Origin of the sequence: Arthrobacter silvisoli, assembly GCF_003369445.1 — a bacterium.
Classification (GTDB): domain Bacteria; phylum Actinomycetota; class Actinomycetes; order Actinomycetales; family Micrococcaceae; genus Arthrobacter; species Arthrobacter silvisoli.
In genome coordinates, this window is record NZ_QRCU01000077.1 from 276,951 (window position 1) to 292,541 (window position 15,591).

The following is a 15,591-nucleotide window of genomic DNA, read 5'->3' on the forward strand; positions in this document are numbered from 1 at the left end:
CTGGGAGTCATGTATCCAATGCATGAATGAGATAATTTACATAGCAAATCCGCATTGAACGGAGAGGATACTGCATGGATCCCGACCACAAGCAGCTCGTCCAGCTATTGCCCCTTCTGCCGATCCTCTCCGAGCTGGCGCGGACCGAACATGTCACCGCCACCGCAGAACTCCTCGGGGTGCCGCAGTCGACGGTGAGCCGGGCGCTGGCCCGGGCGGGCGCCGTCGTCGGGGCCGATCTGCTGGTCCGGGACGGACGCGGAGTGCGGCTCAGCGCGGCGGCCCGCACGCTGCTCCCGCATGTCGACGCCGCCCTCGCCGAATTCCGGCGCGGGCTGGACCTCGTGCGGCAGGAACAGGACGCGCTGCGCGGCCGGATCTCGGTGAGCTTCCAGCACACCTTCGGCGAGGCCACCCTGCCGGTGCTGATCGGCGCCTTCCGCGCACGCCACCCGCTCACCGCCTTCGAGCTGCGGCAGGGCGCCCGCGCCGCCTGCCTTGACGAGCTCGCAGCGGGCGACGCCGATATCGCCTTGACCTCGCCGGTCGCCCCGCGCGGCAGGGGGCTCGGCTCCGCTGCGCTCTACCGCGAGCCGCTTCGGCTGGTGCTGCACCACCAGCATGCGGCGGCCGGGCGGAAACGGCTCCGCCTCGACGAGCTCGCGCACGAACCCTTCGTGGCGATGGGTCCGGGCTACGGCCTGCGTTCCCTCACGGACGCGATCTTCCGCGACGCCGGCATCCGGCCACGCACTGCCTTCGAAAGCCAGGACACCCACACCGTCCGCGGGCTCGTCTTGGCCGGGCTGGGCTACAGCATCCTCCCGCCGGGTGGACTGGGGCCGGGAATCCACGGCCCCCAGGGGGCGGGGCTGGGGTGGGTGGAGCTCGCCATCGAGTCCCCGCTGGCCTACCGGGAGATCGGCATCGCCTGGCGTGAACGGGACAGCGGCGGACGGGGGAACGAGGCCGGACCCGTCCGGCTGTTCCGGGAGATGGTCCTCGCGGAAGGACCCCAATTGCTTGCAGGATTCATCGAGGGGCGGAGCTAAGGAGCCAGGAGGCCTTCGCGTTAAGCTGTGCACGTGGAAAACCCTGAGAACCCTTCGACACGCCCCGGACCCGCATTCCCGGCCGTCCCCGGTACGGTCATCGGACTGGACATCGGCGGCACCAAGACCCGAGGCGTCCGCTTCGAGGATGGCGAAGTGGTCCGCGACGAATCCGTCGGCAGCGCCAACGTGCAGAACGTCAGCAGGGCGGCCGCGGCCGCCAACCTGGCCGAACTGTTCCGCCTCATCGGCGGCGGCCGGGTGGATACAGTGCTCGCTGGTGCCGGCGGTATCGACACCGACGACGACGCCCGCGCGCTCGCCGCCCTCATCGAACCGCACGTGCCGGGCGCCGCCGTCTCGGTGGTCCATGATTCCCGCCTGCTGTTGGCCGCCGGACGGACGAGCACCGGCGTCGCCGTCATCGCGGGAACCGGCTCCGCGGCCTGGGGCAAGAACTCCGCGGGGGAGGAGGCCCGCGCCGGCGGCTGGGGATACCTGCTGGGCGACGAAGGCAGCGGCTACTGGCTGGGGCGCGAGGCGGTGCGCCACAGCCTGCGCCGGATGAACAAGGGCCTGGAGCCGGACGCATTGACCGCAGCCCTGCTGGAATCCTGCGGGTTGGACGATCCCAACAAGCTCATCGCCCACTTCCACTCGGCAGAAACCGACCGCCGCTACTGGGCCCAGCGGGCTGCCGCCGCCGTGCAAACGGCTGATGCGGGACTGGACGTGAGCCGCCAGCTCCTTGAGCAGGCCGGCCGCGACCTCGCAGAACTCGCCGCGCAGGCCGTGCGTCAGCTCGACCTCCCGGGGCCGGTGATACTCGGCGGCGGGCTGGGCATGAACGTGGCCGCGCTGCAGTCTGCCTTCCGCGCGGGCCTCGCGGCACACGGCATTACCGATGTCCGGGTCCTGGACCAGGACCCGGTGTTCGGCGTGCTGCAGATTCTCGCCGAGCGCGGCTGACTTCCTTTTCGGCCCGGTTTCCGCCTGCCGGCCCGGCTTCGTGTTTATTCCGGTTGGCCGCCGCGGGTACGGGGCTTGAGCCGCACGCCGGGCAACGGCGGGGCCGGGATGCGGCCTGCCTCGGCACCGGCGTCCGGCCCGTGCCCGTCGACGAGGCCGAAGCGGGCCCCGCGCGCATCCTCGTCGGACTGCGCTGCCTGTGCTTCCCAGTCTTCGCGGGCTTCGACAATCTCCTCGTGCGTGCGGCCCACGAAGTTCCACCACATTAGGACGTCCTCCTCGAAGGGTTCGCCACCGAGCACCATGAAGCGGGTATCCGGGGCAGCCTCCACAGCCAGTGAGTCCCGCCCGGAGCCCAGGTAGGCGAGCGGGCCGGGGTTGACGTCCTGGCCGTCCACGGTCAGGCGGCCGTCCAGGACCAGGATGGCGTGCTCGAACGCCGGGTCCACGGGGAAGCCGATGGTTCCGGAACAGCTGACCTCCGCGCCGACGATCGGGCTGAACATCGTGGCGGGGGAGCGCCGGCCGGCGAATTCGCCCACCAGTACCCTGGCCGTGTAGCCGTTCCCGCTGACGAGCGGCAGGTCCACCACCTGCTCGAACGACGGCGCCCGGTGCCGTTCGGCGTCCGGCAGCGCCACCCAGAGCTGCAGCCCGCGGGACAGCGGAACCTCCACCTCGCCGTCGTCGTTTGGCTGCGGGAGCACCGCGAACTCGGAGTGGGAGATGCCACGGCCCGCCGTCATGATGTTCAACTGGCCGGGGCGGACCACCACCTCGCTTCCCACGCTGTCGCGGTGCCGCACTTCGCCTTCCAGCGGCCACGTGACGGTCTGGAGTCCCATGTGCGGATGAGGCAGCACGCTCATGGCCACGCGGTCAGGGCCGAAGCTGTCCAGGAAGCACCACGCGCCAACGGTTGGGAGCCCGCGCTGCGGAAGCGTGCGGGACACATTCATCGCGCGGACTCCGCCCAATGGCACCTCCCGCTCGGGCCACAGCTGGACGCACGGTCCGGTGCCGGGGTGCCCGGCGGGGCACAGTTCTTGGGCCGGGGCCGTTTCCAAGTTGGTCACGAGACAACTCCATGTGCTGATTTGTTAATAAATGTACTATTCTGTTTTTCGTGAACAACGCCGTTTTGAGCTACCGCGACGCCGTCCTTTACCGCTCGGGGGAACGCTACCGCATCCTTGCCGGAGCCATCCACTACTTCCGGGTGCACCCGGATCACTGGCAGGACAGGCTGCGCAGGCTCAAGGCCATGGGCGCCAACACGGTGGACACCTACGTCGCGTGGAACTTCCACCAGCCGCACCGCGGGCAGGCCCCGGACTTCACCGGCTGGCGGGACCTGGGCCGCTTCATCGACCTCGCCGCGGAAGAGGGCCTGGATGTCATTGTCCGGCCCGGGCCGTACATCTGCGCCGAATGGGACAACGGCGGCTTCCCGGCCTGGCTCACCGGAACGCCGGGCATCGGCCTGCGCTGCCTGGATCCGGTCTTCACGTCGGCCATCGAGCAATGGTTCGACCAGCTCCTGCCCATCATCGCAGCCCGGCAGGCCTGCAACGGCGGGCCGGTGGTGGCCGTGCAGATCGAAAACGAGTACGGCAGCTACGGCGACGACCACGACTACATCCGCTGGAACCGGTGTGCCCTGGAAGAGCGCGGCATCAGCGAGCTGCTGTTCACTGCCGACGGCGGCACGGACTACTTCCTCGACGGCGGCGCCGTGGAAGGAACCTGGGCGACAGCGACCCTTGGCAGCCGGGGCGACGAAGCTGTGGCCACGTGGCGGCGCCGCCGGCCCGGAGAGCCGTTCTTCAACGTCGAGTTCTGGGGCGGCTGGTTCGACCACTGGGGCGAGGAACACCACGTCCGCGAGGCGGCCGAGGCGGCCTCGGAGGTCCGTAAGATCCTGGACCTGGACGGTTCGGTGTGCATCTACATGGCCCACGGGGGCAGCAACTTCGGCCTCGGCTCCGGCGCCAACCATGACGGCACCCGTATCCAGCCCACCGTCACAAGCTACGACTCGGACGCGCCCATCGCCGAAAACGGTGCCCTGACCGATAAGTTCCATGCCCTGCGCTCCGAGTTCTTCCGGGCCCAGGGCATCTCCGAAGTTCCCGCCCTGGCCCCCGGCCTGCTGGCCGAAGCCCCCGTGCTCCCGGCAGCCACCCTGCCCCTCGGGCCGGCACCGGAGCTCAGGGAGCTCCTGCGCGGCTCCGCAAGCACCGTGCAGAGCGTCAAGCCGCTGTCCTTCGAGGAACTCGGCCTCGGCTCCGGCCTGGTGCTGTACTCCGCCGAGGCCGTGCTGCCGGGCCGCCCGGACGCGCCCGCGGAATCGAAACTGAAGATCACAGGCCTCCATGACCGCGCCCACGTCTGGGTGGACGGCGTCCTTGCCGGCATCCTCGACGACGTCACCGGTGCCGAAGGCCTCACGCTCACCGGCACCGGGGTCCCCGCGAAACTGGACATCCTCGTGGAGAACCTGGGCCGGATCAACTACGGCCCCCTCACCGGACAGGGGAAGGGGATCCTGGGCGGGGTGCTGGTCAACCAGCGCTACACCTTCCACTGGAGCCAGGTCCCTGTGGCGCTTGCGGAATGGTCCGAGGCGGAACTGGACCGGTTGCCCGGGGCCGACTTCACCACGGCAGAACCAGCTGACACCTACCTCGCGCTCCCGGATTCGGGCAAGGGCTTCCTCTGGATCAACGGCTTCCTGCTCGGCCGCTACTGGGAAGCGGGGCCGCAGCGCACCCTCTACGTTCCCGCGCCACTGGTCCGCGCAGGCAGCAACACGGTCAAGGTGCTCGAACTCGACAAGCCGGGCACCGTCGTCGAACTCCGTGAAACCGCCGGACTCGGCGTCCCGGACACCTCCGGGATCGAGGCGGCGGTGCTCGCCTGACGGCCGGGCCCGGACAGCTGTGCCCGGCGGCTGCGGCGCGCCGGGCCTAAGCTGTCCTTCGTGAGCATGCGATTCGACACCCGACCTGCCGCCTACGGAGTCATTGTCCGGGACGGCGTCATCCTCCTGGCGTACTGGAAGGAGAACGGCAAGGAAGGCTGGACCCTGCCAGGCGGCGGCCTGGATCTCGCGGAGCATCCGGTGGATGGCTGCCGGCGGGAAATCCTGGAGGAAACAGGCTACGACGCCGAGATCGGGGCCATGCTCGGAACCGACGTGGGCTACTGGCCGGACGAGCCTCGCTTCGACGGGAAAGACCGCCCGTTCCAGGCCTTGAGGATGATCTTCGAAGCGCGGATCACGGGCGGCGAACTCACCCACGAGGTGGACGGCAGCACCACCCATGCCGCCTGGATTCCGCTGGGGGACGTGCCGGGCCTGGACAGGGTATCGATCGTGGACATCGGCCTGCGCCTGCACCGCGAACGCCCGCTCAACGGCCGGCTTGGCTGAAACGGCCGGCTTGGCTGAAACTTGGCTGAAAAACCGCCGGCGGGGTCTGGCCAAGCAGTGTCCTGCTCGTTACGCTGAACAGACCGCCGGCCCTGGTGAAGAGTCCCCTGAGGAACTGTCACTGTGATCTGCCGGCCGTATGCCGAGGAGGTGGAACCATGATTGCCGAATTCCCGCGTGCACTGCGCGCCCAGCACATCATCATTCCTGCCCCGGCACCCGCCGCGCGCTGAGCCATTTCCTGCGCCGCCGCGCCAGTGACCGGGCCTCTCCAGAGGCTGTCCCTTGAACATCACTTTCGGACCTGCAGAGGGTCCCGCAACACCAAACACCGCCACCCTTGACGGGCCGTCCGACTACGGCTTCACTCCGGATACCGCGGAGTACTTCCGCGCCCACCCGCCGTCCGGCCACGACGAAGTCCGGGGAAACGAACAAGCCGGCCGGGTGGTCCGGCTCGACCGCAACCGGGTCCTCGTCGCCGGACCGTCGGGCCTCAGCCACCTGCCCTACCCCGGCCAAGGGCCCGCGCCGGTCACCGGTGACTGGGTCTGGCTCGGCCACAACCGGGCGGGGGAACCCGCCGTCGTCGAGGTCCTGCCGCGCCGCACCTCGCTGGGCCGGAAACGGGCGCTGGCGTCATCCACGGAAGAACAGGTCCTCGGGGCCAACATCGACGTAGTCGGCGTCGTGGTCCCGATGGACCGGCCGCTGAGTCCCAACCGGCTCGAACGCACCCTCGTTGCGGCCTGGGACTCCGGCGCCGCGCCGCTGGTGATCATCACCAAAGCGGACCTCGCCGAACTGGCGGACGACGTCGTCGGGCAGGTCATGCTGCACGCGGCCGGAGTCGAGGTGGTCACCACATCCGCCGAACAAAGCGACGGCCTCGACGAACTCATGCTGCACGTTCCTCCCGGAGGCACCGTGGTGCTGCTGGGACCGTCCGGCGCAGGGAAGTCCAGCCTCATCAACGCGCTGGCGGGCCGTGATGTCCAGGAAACCGGGCCGGTCCGTGCCGGTGACGGCAAGGGCCGGCACACCACCACGGCCCGGGAACTGGTGCCACTGCCCGGCGGAGCGGTCCTGATGGACACCCCGGGCGTGCGCGGCTTCGGCCTCTTCGACGCGGAGAACGGGCTGCAGGATATGTTCGCTGACCTGGAGGAGCTTTCCGGCCAGTGCCGTTTCGCCGACTGCGCCCATGACCGCGAACCCGGCTGCGCCGTGCAGGCTGCGCTCGCCGACGGGCGGGTGGAACTGCGCCGCTGGGAAAGCTACCGCAAACTCCAGGACGAGCTCGCCGCCCTCGCCCGGAAACACGACGCCGCGGCCCGTCGGGCTTACCAGCGCGAATGGCACCAGAACATCGTCCGCGCAGGGTTGAGCCAGCGCGCCGCCGAACGGTACCGGCACGAAGGAGGTGAGCTGCGCGGCAAAGGACGGAACCGCAAGGGCGGCTGAACCTTGCCGATCCCTTACGGCCATTGCGCCGTGGCTGACATCGCCAAAGGCGGTGACTAGGCTGAGTGCAATGCTCCGACCGACCGCTCCACCGATTGCGCCGACAGCGAGGTAAGCCCGGAAATGGCTGAAGCCATGATTGAGTTCCTGAGCGTCACCAAGCAGTATCAGGGCGGCCAGCCTGCCGTGGACAACTTGAGCATGTCCATTGACCAAGGCGCCATCACGGTGTTCGTGGGACCTTCGGGCTGCGGCAAGACCACGTCCTTGCGCATGATCAACCGGATGGTCGAGCCCACTTCGGGGACCATCACGGTGGCGGGCCGGGATGTCTCGGCGGAACCGGCCGCCCGGCTGCGGCGGTCCATGGGTTATGTCATGCAGTCAGCCGGCCTCATGCCGCACCGCACCGTCCTGGACAACGTCGCCACTGTGCCGCGCCTGAACGGCGTGCCCAAGAAGGAGGCCCGGCGGCGCGCGGCGGAACTGCTCGACGTCGTCGGGCTGGCCTCCGGGCTCGGCCGGCGGTACCCCTCCCAGCTGTCCGGCGGGCAGCAGCAGCGGGTCGGGGTCGCCCGGGCGCTCGCCGCGGATCCGCCGGTCCTGCTAATGGACGAGCCCTTCAGCGCCGTCGACCCCGTGGTCCGCGACGAGCTGCAGCAGGAACTGCTGCGGCTGCAGCGCGAGCTCGCCAAGACGATCGTCTTTGTCACCCACGACATCGACGAGGCCACGGTCCTCGGCGACAAGGTGGCCGTCTTCGCCGTCGGCGGCAGGCTCGCCCAGTACGCAGCACCCGAGGAAATCCTGCGCGCACCGGCCAACGACTTCGTGGCGTCTTTCGTGGGCCGCGACCGCGGATTCCGCCGGCTGTCCTTCAATTCCGCCGATTCCATCCGGCTGCATCCGGCCAAGACGGTCGATGCCGCCGCAGCGGCCGGCGGCAACAGCGAATGGGCTCTGGTGCTCGACGACGACTCCCGCCCTCTGGGCTGGGCGTCACCGCGCGACGGCGGCGGGCTGGTTCCCGGTGGTTCGCTGTTCCGCCCGGGGGACAGCCTGCGCCGTGCCCTCGACGCCGCCTTGTCCTCGCCGTCGGGCCTGGGCGTGGCGGTGGACGGCGACGGGCGGCTCGCGGGCGTCCTCAAGGCGGAGGAAATCCTGGCGCTGATCGAGGAAAGCCGGCGGCTGCGGGAGGAGCCGGCCTGATGGAATGGTTCCTGGCCAACAGCGGCACGGTGTTCGGACTGGCCGGCCAGCACTTTGTGCTCGCGGTGGTTCCGATGGTCCTGGGCCTGATTATTTCCGTGCCCCTGGCCCAGCTTGCCCGGGGGAGGCGGGCGCTGCGCACGGCCGTGACCACGGCCAGTTCGCTCTTGTACACCATTCCTTCCCTGGCCCTGTTCATCATCCTCCCGCCCGTGCTGGGCACCCGGATCCTGGATCCGGTCAACGTGGTCGTGGCCCTGACCATCTATGCCGTGGCGCTCTTGGTCCGGGCCGCCCTCGACGCGTTCGACTCGGTGGACGAGGAACTGCGCCTGGCGGCAACGGCCATGGGCTTCACCGCATCCGCACGGTTCCTGCGGATCGACATTCCGCTCTCCCTGCCGGTGCTGTTCGCCGGGCTCCGGGTCGTGTCGGTCAGCAACATCTCGCTCGTGAGCGTGGCTGCGCTGCTCGGGGTGGGCAACCTTGGCGTGCTCTTCACCGACGGCCTGCAGCGGACCTTCGTCACCGAAGTGGTGGTGGGAATCCTGGGGATCCTGGTACTGGCGCTCCTCATGGATGCGTTGCTGGTCCTGCTGGAACGGGCACTCACTCCGTGGACCCGGGCCGCCGCCGGGCCCACCGCCGGAAGCGCCGCCCGGATGGCGGCCATGACCGAAACCCGGATCCACGAAGGGGCTGGCTGATGAACCCCTTCGCCGACACTTTTGCCTGGCTCGCGTCCCCGGCTAACTGGGGTGGCAGCGGGGGCATCGCCGTCCGCCTCCTCGAACACCTTCAGTACTCGGCCCTGGTCCTTGCCATCGCAGCCGCCATCGCCATGCCCCTCGGGTTGTACATCGGCCACACGGGCCGGGGCCGGGTTGCCGCCGTTGCCGTTGCCGGAGCCTTGCGCGCCCTTCCCACCCTGGGCCTGCTGGTCCTTTTCGCCTTGCTGGCCGGCAGCGGACTGATGCCGCCCGTGTGGGCCCTGGTGATCCTGACCGTCCCGCCCCTGCTGGCCGGCAGCTACGCCGGCATCTCCAGCGTGGACCCTGCCGTGGTGGACGGCGCCCGTGCGATGGGGATGACGGAACTACAGATTCTGTTCCGGGTGGAGCTGCCCAACGGCCTGCCCGTCCTGGCCGGGGGCGTCCGGACGGCCGTGCTGCAGGTCATCGCCACGGTCTCGGTGGTCGCCTACCTTCCGCTCGGCGGACTGGGACGCTACCTTTTTGATGGCCTGGTCCTCCAGGACTTCCCGCGGATGCTCGGCGGGTCCCTCCTTATCGCGGCGCTGGCAATCGCCGTCGACCTCATACTGGCCGCCGGGCAGAGGATGATCCTCTCCCCGGGGCTGTCCACCGATTCCCGCGGCGGCCGCCGGCCCGCCGAAGACCTCGCAGCGGCGGCACCGGCCGGCCCTGACCTTCAAGGAGGAACCCCGTGAAGTACAGCAGCACCTTCGCATCCCCGCCCCGCCCGCTTACCCGCCGCGGGCTCGGCGGCCTGGTGGGCGTCAGCCTCGCCCTTGCTCTGAGCGCCTGCGGCGGCAGCCCGCTGTCCTCCCCTAGCACCAGCGCGCCTTCGGGCGGCAGCGGGCCGCTGGTGGTGGGATCGGCCGACTTCCCCGAAAGCCAGATCATCGCCGAAATCTACGCCGGGGCGCTCAACGCCGCCGGGGTCGCCGCCAGCACCAAGCCCAACATCGGCTCCCGGGAGATCTACTTCAAGGCCGTGCAGGACGGCTCGATCGACCTCGCTCCGGACTATTCCGGAAACCTGCTCTCCTACCTGGATGCCAATGCACCCGAGGTCTCCGCGGACGACGTCTACAAGGCGCTCCCAGGCAAGCTCCCGCAAGGCCTGGGCGTGCTGGACGCCTCCAAAGCCGAAGACAAGGACGCCATGGTCGTTACCAAGGCCACGGCCGAGAAGTACCAGTTGAAGTCCATCACCGATCTGGCCAAGGTCTGCAAGGACCTCACGATGGCTGCCCCGGCAACCTTTGAAACCCGTGCCTACGGCTTCCCGGGCCTGAAGGCCAACTACAACTGTGTGCTCAAGGGCCTGAAGCCCTTCAGCGACGGCGGCGGCAACCTGACCCTGCAGGCGCTCCTCACCGATGAGGTCCAGGTGGCGGACATCTACACCACCACGCCGTCCATCCAGGACAACGACCTCGTGGTGCTCGAAGACCCGAAGAACAACTTCAAGGCCCAGCAGGTGCTGCCCCTCTACAACAGTGCCAAGATGACGGACAAGGCCAAGGACGCACTCAACGCCGTGTCGAAGGTCCTCACTACCGAGGACCTCATCAACCTCAACCGGGCGGTCAGCGGCGACCAGAAGCAGAACCCCAAGGACGCCGCGGCAGCTTGGCTGAAGGAGAAGGGGCTCGCCAAGTAAGTCCCGTCGCGTCCGTCGCCGCCGGCGGCGGAGGCCCTTGTCATCGGACGACGACGGCGGCGCGCGGCACCGCGGAATCCCGCCCGGGAGCCGCCCGCCGCCGTCGTGCTTGTGTGAGGCAGCTCTCAGGGGAAGTCCATCACCGGTGTGGCATATTTGATGGATGGCAGAATTCAAGCAGTCCACCAAGCTTCATAATGTCCTTTACGACATCCGTGGACCGATTCTTCAGGCCGCCCAGCAGATGGAGGCAGAGGGGCACCGCATCCTCAAACTGAACATCGGAAACCCGGCACCGTTTGGCTTTGAAGCGCCGGACGCGATCCTGGTGGACATGATCCGCCACCTGCCGAACGCCCAAGGGTACAGCGACTCCCGCGGCATCTTCTCGGCCCGCACGGCCGTCTCGCAGTACTACCAGACCCGCGGCATCCAGAACATCCACGTCGACGACATCTATCTCGGCAACGGCGTCAGTGAACTCATCACCATGTCCCTCATGGCGCTGCTCGAAGACGGCGACGAAGTCCTCATCCCGTCGCCCGACTACCCGCTGTGGACCGCGTCCGTGTCCCTGGCCGGCGGCCGTCCCGTGCATTACCTGTGCGACGAGGAATCCGGCTGGCAGCCCGACCTGGACGACCTGGAATCCAAGATCACGCCGCGCACCAAGGGCATCGTGGTCATCAACCCGAACAACCCCACGGGCGCTGTCTACCCGGAGGAAACCCTTCGCAAGATCGTGGCCCTGGCGGAGAAGCACGGCCTGGTGCTGTTCGCCGACGAAATCTACGAAAAAATCCTCTACGACGACGCCGTCCACGTGAACCTCGCCGGGCTGACGGGCGAAGACGTCCTGTGCCTGACCTTCAGCGGGCTCTCCAAGGCCTACCGGGTGTGCGGATACCGGGCCGGCTGGATGGCCATTTCCGGACCCAAGAAGGAAGCTGCGGACTACCTCGAGGGCATCAACCTCCTGGCCAACATGCGGCTCTGTGCCAACGTTCCGGCCCAGCATGCCATCCAGACGGCGCTCGGCGGCTACCAGAGCATCAACGACCTTATCCTTCCCGGCGGCCGCTTGCGCGAACAGCGCAACAAGGCCTACGAATTGCTCAATGCCATCCCCGGTGTGAGCACGCAGCAGGCCAAGGGCGCGCTGTACCTCTTCCCGAAGCTGGACCCCGAGGTCTACCACATCCGTGATGACGAGAAGTTCGTCCTGGACCTGCTGAAGGAACAGAAGATCCTGGTGTCGCACGGCCGGGCGTTCAACTGGGTGCGGCCGGACCACTTCCGCATGGTGACGCTGCCCAATGTCAAGGACATCGAAGAAGCCATCGGCCGCATGGCGGACTTCCTCGGCCGCTACCCGGGCAACTAGCCTGTTGGGACACGCCGCCGGAAGGGCGGCCTGACCGGAAGGCACGTCGAATGGCCGCGGTGGTGGAGTTCACGGAGAGTCCGTCCAAGGAACTGAGAGTAGGAGCGCGGTTCAAGCTCTCACGGGTGAACCCGGAATCGACTCCTGGCTATCCCGGCAGGAAAGCGGCCGGTGTCGCATTGCTGGCGGCCCAGGACGGTCGTTTGGATGTCTTGCAGGAGATGCTCTTTGCCGAGGGTAACTTCGGCAGTTCCAAACGGGTGCTCTTGATACTCCAGGCCATGGACACCGCGGGCAAAGGCGGGATCGTTGAGCACGTGGTGGGTTCGATGGATCCGCAGGGGGTCAAGGTCGCTCCGTTCAAGACTCCCACTGACGAGGAGAAGGCGCACGACTTCCTCTGGCGGATCGAGAAGGCCTTGCCCGCTGCCGGATTCGTCGGGGTTTTTGACCGTTCCCACTATGAGGACGTCCTGATTCACCGCGTGCACGGTTGGGCGGATGAAACCGAGCTGGAACGGCGCTATGCGGCCATCAACGAGTTCGAGGCACGCCTTGCCGCGGATGGCACTGCGATCGTCAAGGTCATGCTGCACATCAGCCGGGAAGAACAGAAAGCGCGGCTGCTGGCACGCTTGGACGACCCCTCGAAGCACTGGAAATACAGCCCGGTCGACCTCAAGGAACGCGCGCATTGGGATGCCTACATGGACGCCTACCAGCTGGTCTTCGACAAGACGTCAACCGAGGTGGCGCCGTGGTACGTGATTCCCGCGAACCGGAAATGGTTTGCGAGGATCGCCGTCCAAGAGCTTCTACTCGAGACCCTCGGGAAACTGAACCTGAGGTGGCCGAAAGCCACCTTTGACGTCCCGGCAGAGCGAGCGCGGGCCCTCCGATCGTGAGCTTAGCGGGCGGTTGTCGAGCTGTCCTCGCCGCCATTATTGGCTTCCCTGGCGCTGGCTAGCCGCCGGCGCGCGCCCTCCAGCCATTCCTCGCATTGCTTCGCCAGGGCCTCGCCGCGTTCCCAGAGGGCGAGGGATTCCTCCAGGCTCGCTCCGCCGGCTTCGAGCCTGGCCACCACGGCGGCAAGCTGCTCGCGGGCCTCCTCGTAGCCCAGGGCATCCGGGGCTGCACCGGATTGCTTGCCGGCGTGGTTCTCTGCTGGGCCGTTCTCTGCGGTCATGGGGATCCTCTCTCGGATGCGGGTAGTTCTGCTGCCTCGGACGGGGCGGGCGGCAGGACGCCGTCGGCGACTGCGCAGAAGCGGCCTTCCGCCACCCGCACGGTCAAGGGTGTGCCGTGGGGTGCCTGCCCTGGACTCCGGACGACGTCGTGGCCCACGCCGTCCGGACCGGCCACCTGGACCACCGCGTAGCCGCGGTCCAGGGTCATCTGCGGGGAGAGCGCCCGCACCCTCGCCTTGAGGTGGTGGACCTGGTCCAGGGCGCGGACGACGGCGGAGCTCACCGCAGTATGCGCATGTTTCCGGAGCCTGTTGATGTCGTCTTCCCGCGCCGTCACCATCACTTCCGGCGAGGCCAGCACGGGCCGGGAACGCAGGGCGTGCAGCCGGTCGCTCTCCCGGTCCAGCAGCCGGAGGATGGAACGGTTCAGGTATTCCCGGGCGACGCGCACCTTGGCCAGTTCCTCGGACACGTCCGGCACAACGCGCTTCGCCGCGTCGGTGGGGGTCGATGCCCGGAGATCCGCGACGTCGTCGAGGATCGGCCGGTCCGCTTCATGCCCGATCGCGCTGACCACCGGGGTGGCGGCCGCGGCCACGGCCCGGATGAGCTCTTCGTTGCTGAACGGCAGCAGGTCCTCCAGGGCGCCGCCGCCGCGGGCGATCACGATGACGTCAACGTGCGGGTCGGCGTCGAGCTTCCGGAGCGCGGCGAGCACCTGGCCCACCGCGGTGTTTCCCTGCACGGCTACCTCGCGGACATCGAACTCGACGGCGGGCCACCGCAGGGCGGCGTTACGCAACACGTCCTTCTTGGCGTCCGAGTCCCGTCCCGTGATGAGTCCGATGCGATGCGGAAGGAGGGGCAGGGGTTTTTTCCTGGAGTCCGCGAAGAGGCCTTCGGCGGCCAACGCCTGCCGCAGCTGCTCAATCCTGGCGAGCAGATCGCCCAGCCCCACGGGACGGATGTCCCGGATGGACATGTTCAGGCGGCCCGTCTTCATCCAGAATTCGGGCTTCACCAGCGCCACGACGCGCGAGCCGCGCTCCAGCGGCGTCTTCTGGCGGTCAAGGACTGTGGACCAAAGCGACGCCGGCAGCGAGATTTCGGCGTCCGTGTCCCGGAGCGTGGCAAACGCACTGCCGCCACGCCGGTTGAGCTCGATGATCTGCGCTTCGATCCAGACGGAGGGAGCCCGCTCGATGTGCGCCTTCAGCTTCCGGGACAACAGATGCAGCGGCCAAGGATGGTTCGGACTCGTCTCCGCGGCCGTTGCAGGCAGGGTGGACGCGGCTTGGGCTTCCGCCTCCCCGGACCCGGCCCCGCCCATGGCGGTGGCGCCCATGTCCTCAGCAGCCATGGGCGGTTCCCCGGCCGGGCGTCAACTGATGCATGGGTTCCGTCCTAGCTGTTCTGCTTGCTTGTCTGCTTGCTTGCTACTCGATGGGCTGCGACCCGGGATGGTCGGCCGTGCCTGTCAACTCTATCCATACCCTTGCAGGCAGCAATGACATTCAGCCGTAGGATGGCAGTTGGCCCCGACCCGAGGATTCCCCTTGCGCACCTTTGTCTCTGCACTCGCAGTGATACTTGCCCTTCTCTTGACCGGATTCGCCGTCCCGGCTGCCTGGACCGAACACAACATCGTCCGTGAAGACGGTTTCGTTCAGTTGGCGGACCGGCTGGGGAAGGATCCGGCCTTCCAGGCCCGGCTGGCCGGTATCGCCGTCAGCAACGTCGAGGCCGGGCTCGAGCTGCCGGCTCCCACCGAAGAGCTCGGAGCTTCGCTTCTCAAGGACGCGGCGAAGCATATGAGCAGTTGGCCCGAGTATCCGAAGGCCTGGAACGAAACCGTCCGCAGGAGCCACCGGTTGAACTTCGCCGGACCGGCGGCTTCCTCTGCCGATGGTTCCACGCAGTCCGGCGGTACGGCCTCCGGAGACTCTTCCGCGGAGGCATCCCTGGTCCTCGACCTTGGGCCGTTGATGCACCTTCTCGGCGACAAACTCCGCGCCGCCACGGGCGTGCAGCTCACTGTGCCCGACACTGCAGTCGTCGGTATCGGCGGACCGTCCCAGCGGCAGGTGGTGGACCGGGTGTCCACCTACGCGCCGATGTGGTGGCCGGCGGGCATCGGAGCCGCGATGGCACTGGCCCTGGCAGTCCTGGCGGCCCGACGCCGGTCTGCGGTGCTCGTGTGCGCCGGTATCGGTCTGGCAGTCCTTGCCGGTATCTGGCAGGCTTCCGCGGTACTGTTCGGCGGCGTCGCTTCCGCTGGACTCGGGGAGAGCGCCATGGGTTCCCTCTTCGCCCGCGAACTCATCGCCTCGTCGATCGACGGATTTGCGCCTTGGGTTACCACGACGGCGCTGAGCGGCGGGGCGTTGTTCCTCGCGGGCATCCTCGGCCTGGTCGTGCGGCGCAGGAGGAACGCACCGGCTGCGGTCAGGTGACTGCCGGAACGCGGCCGGACGCTCCGCG

15 protein-coding genes are annotated in these 15,591 nt (G+C 68.2%); 12 read left to right on the forward strand and 3 right to left on the reverse strand.

Going from position 1 to position 15,591, the window contains the following annotated elements; translation table 11 throughout:
* The first annotated feature begins 74 nt into the window (after positions 1-74).
* Together DWV11_RS18955 and DWV11_RS18960 are read left to right on the forward strand one after the other, a co-directional pair.
* Positions 75-1,052, forward strand: a complete 978-nt coding sequence (locus DWV11_RS18955) for a LysR substrate-binding domain-containing protein (protein ID WP_115790429.1) — start codon at positions 75-77, stop codon at positions 1,050-1,052.
* Positions 1,053-1,085: 33 nt separating this feature from the next.
* Complete coding sequence (locus tag DWV11_RS18960; RefSeq protein ID WP_115790491.1) at positions 1,086-2,021, forward strand: N-acetylglucosamine kinase; 936 nt, start codon at positions 1,086-1,088, stop codon at positions 2,019-2,021.
* A 44-nt stretch (positions 2,022-2,065) separates the two neighbouring features.
* On the opposite strand, the gene DWV11_RS18965 is transcribed toward DWV11_RS18960, so the two are convergent.
* Positions 2,066-3,097, reverse strand: coding sequence for a pirin family protein (locus tag DWV11_RS18965; RefSeq protein ID WP_115790430.1), 1,032 nt, complete (start codon positions 3,095-3,097; stop codon positions 2,066-2,068).
* Between the two features lie 50 nt (positions 3,098-3,147).
* Between DWV11_RS18965 and DWV11_RS18970 the strand changes: the two genes are divergently transcribed.
* The 9 genes from DWV11_RS18970 (at position 3,148) to DWV11_RS19010 (ending at position 12,828) form a co-directional block, all read left to right on the forward strand.
* Positions 3,148-4,944 carry a glycoside hydrolase family 35 protein gene (locus DWV11_RS18970; RefSeq protein ID WP_115790431.1) on the forward strand — a complete coding sequence of 599 codons (1,797 nt, stop codon included), beginning with the start codon at positions 3,148-3,150 and terminating at the stop codon, positions 4,942-4,944.
* Between the two features lie 60 nt (positions 4,945-5,004).
* Positions 5,005-5,457: an NUDIX hydrolase gene (locus tag DWV11_RS18975; protein ID WP_115790432.1), complete on the forward strand. Its 453-nt coding sequence runs from the start codon at positions 5,005-5,007 to the stop codon at positions 5,455-5,457.
* 285 nt (positions 5,458-5,742) lie between these two features.
* The gene (gene rsgA / locus DWV11_RS18980) at positions 5,743-6,921 is read left to right on the forward strand and encodes a ribosome small subunit-dependent GTPase A (RefSeq protein ID WP_115790433.1); all 1,179 of its coding nucleotides are present in this window, start codon (positions 5,743-5,745) and stop codon (positions 6,919-6,921) included.
* Between the two features lie 123 nt (positions 6,922-7,044).
* Positions 7,045-8,130, forward strand: a complete 1,086-nt coding sequence (locus DWV11_RS18985) for an ABC transporter ATP-binding protein (protein WP_115790434.1) — start codon at positions 7,045-7,047, stop codon at positions 8,128-8,130.
* Positions 8,130-8,837, forward strand: coding sequence for an ABC transporter permease (locus DWV11_RS18990; RefSeq protein ID WP_115790435.1), 708 nt, complete (start codon positions 8,130-8,132; stop codon positions 8,835-8,837). Before DWV11_RS18985 ends, DWV11_RS18990 begins: the two co-directional genes overlap by 1 nt.
* The gene (locus tag DWV11_RS18995; protein ID WP_115790436.1) at positions 8,837-9,580 is read left to right on the forward strand and encodes an ABC transporter permease; all 744 of its coding nucleotides are present in this window, start codon (positions 8,837-8,839) and stop codon (positions 9,578-9,580) included. Before DWV11_RS18990 ends, DWV11_RS18995 begins: the two co-directional genes overlap by 1 nt.
* On the forward strand, positions 9,577-10,539 hold the full coding sequence (locus DWV11_RS19000) for an ABC transporter substrate-binding protein (RefSeq protein WP_115790437.1): 963 nt from the start codon (positions 9,577-9,579) through the stop codon (positions 10,537-10,539). The genes DWV11_RS18995 and DWV11_RS19000 overlap by 4 nt, the downstream gene beginning before the upstream one ends.
* Before the next feature lie 163 nt (positions 10,540-10,702).
* A complete protein-coding gene (locus DWV11_RS19005) occupies positions 10,703-11,923 on the forward strand; it encodes a pyridoxal phosphate-dependent aminotransferase (RefSeq protein ID WP_115790438.1) in 1,221 nt (406 codons plus the stop codon).
* 50 nt (positions 11,924-11,973) lie between these two features.
* Complete coding sequence (locus DWV11_RS19010) at positions 11,974-12,828, forward strand: polyphosphate kinase 2 family protein (RefSeq protein WP_115790439.1); 855 nt, start codon at positions 11,974-11,976, stop codon at positions 12,826-12,828.
* Between the two features lie 2 nt (positions 12,829-12,830).
* Here the strand turns inward: DWV11_RS19010 and DWV11_RS19015 are convergent, their stop codons facing one another.
* Together DWV11_RS19015 and xseA are read right to left on the reverse strand one after the other, a co-directional pair.
* The gene (locus tag DWV11_RS19015) at positions 12,831-13,109 is read right to left on the reverse strand and encodes an exodeoxyribonuclease VII small subunit (RefSeq protein ID WP_115790440.1); all 279 of its coding nucleotides are present in this window, start codon (positions 13,107-13,109) and stop codon (positions 12,831-12,833) included.
* The gene (xseA, locus tag DWV11_RS19020) at positions 13,106-14,440 is read right to left on the reverse strand and encodes an exodeoxyribonuclease VII large subunit (RefSeq protein ID WP_115790492.1); all 1,335 of its coding nucleotides are present in this window, start codon (positions 14,438-14,440) and stop codon (positions 13,106-13,108) included. Before xseA ends, DWV11_RS19015 begins: the two co-directional genes overlap by 4 nt.
* 226 nt (positions 14,441-14,666) lie before the next feature.
* Between xseA and DWV11_RS19025 the strand changes: the two genes are divergently transcribed.
* Entirely contained in the window at positions 14,667-15,563 is an 897-nt protein-coding gene (locus DWV11_RS19025; protein WP_115790441.1) for a hypothetical protein, read from the forward strand.
* Positions 15,564-15,591: the final 28 nt, after the last annotated feature.

Coding starts and splice junctions, on each gene's coding strand:
- DWV11_RS18990 (WP_115790435.1), top strand. CDS start 8,130: ATGGAATGGTTCCTGGCCAACAGCGGCACGGTGTTCGGACTGGCCGGC.
- DWV11_RS18995 (WP_115790436.1), top strand. CDS start 8,837: ATGAACCCCTTCGCCGACACTTTTGCCTGGCTCGCGTCCCCGGCTAAC.
- DWV11_RS19005 (WP_115790438.1), top strand. CDS start 10,703: ATGGCAGAATTCAAGCAGTCCACCAAGCTTCATAATGTCCTTTACGAC.
- xseA (WP_115790492.1), bottom strand. CDS start 14,440: ATGGGCGGGGCCGGGTCCGGGGAGGCGGAAGCCCAAGCCGCGTCCACC.
- DWV11_RS18955 (WP_115790429.1), top strand. CDS start 75: ATGGATCCCGACCACAAGCAGCTCGTCCAGCTATTGCCCCTTCTGCCG.
- DWV11_RS19015 (WP_115790440.1), bottom strand. CDS start 13,109: ATGACCGCAGAGAACGGCCCAGCAGAGAACCACGCCGGCAAGCAATCC.
- DWV11_RS19010 (WP_115790439.1), top strand. CDS start 11,974: ATGGCCGCGGTGGTGGAGTTCACGGAGAGTCCGTCCAAGGAACTGAGA.
- DWV11_RS18985 (WP_115790434.1), top strand. CDS start 7,045: ATGGCTGAAGCCATGATTGAGTTCCTGAGCGTCACCAAGCAGTATCAG.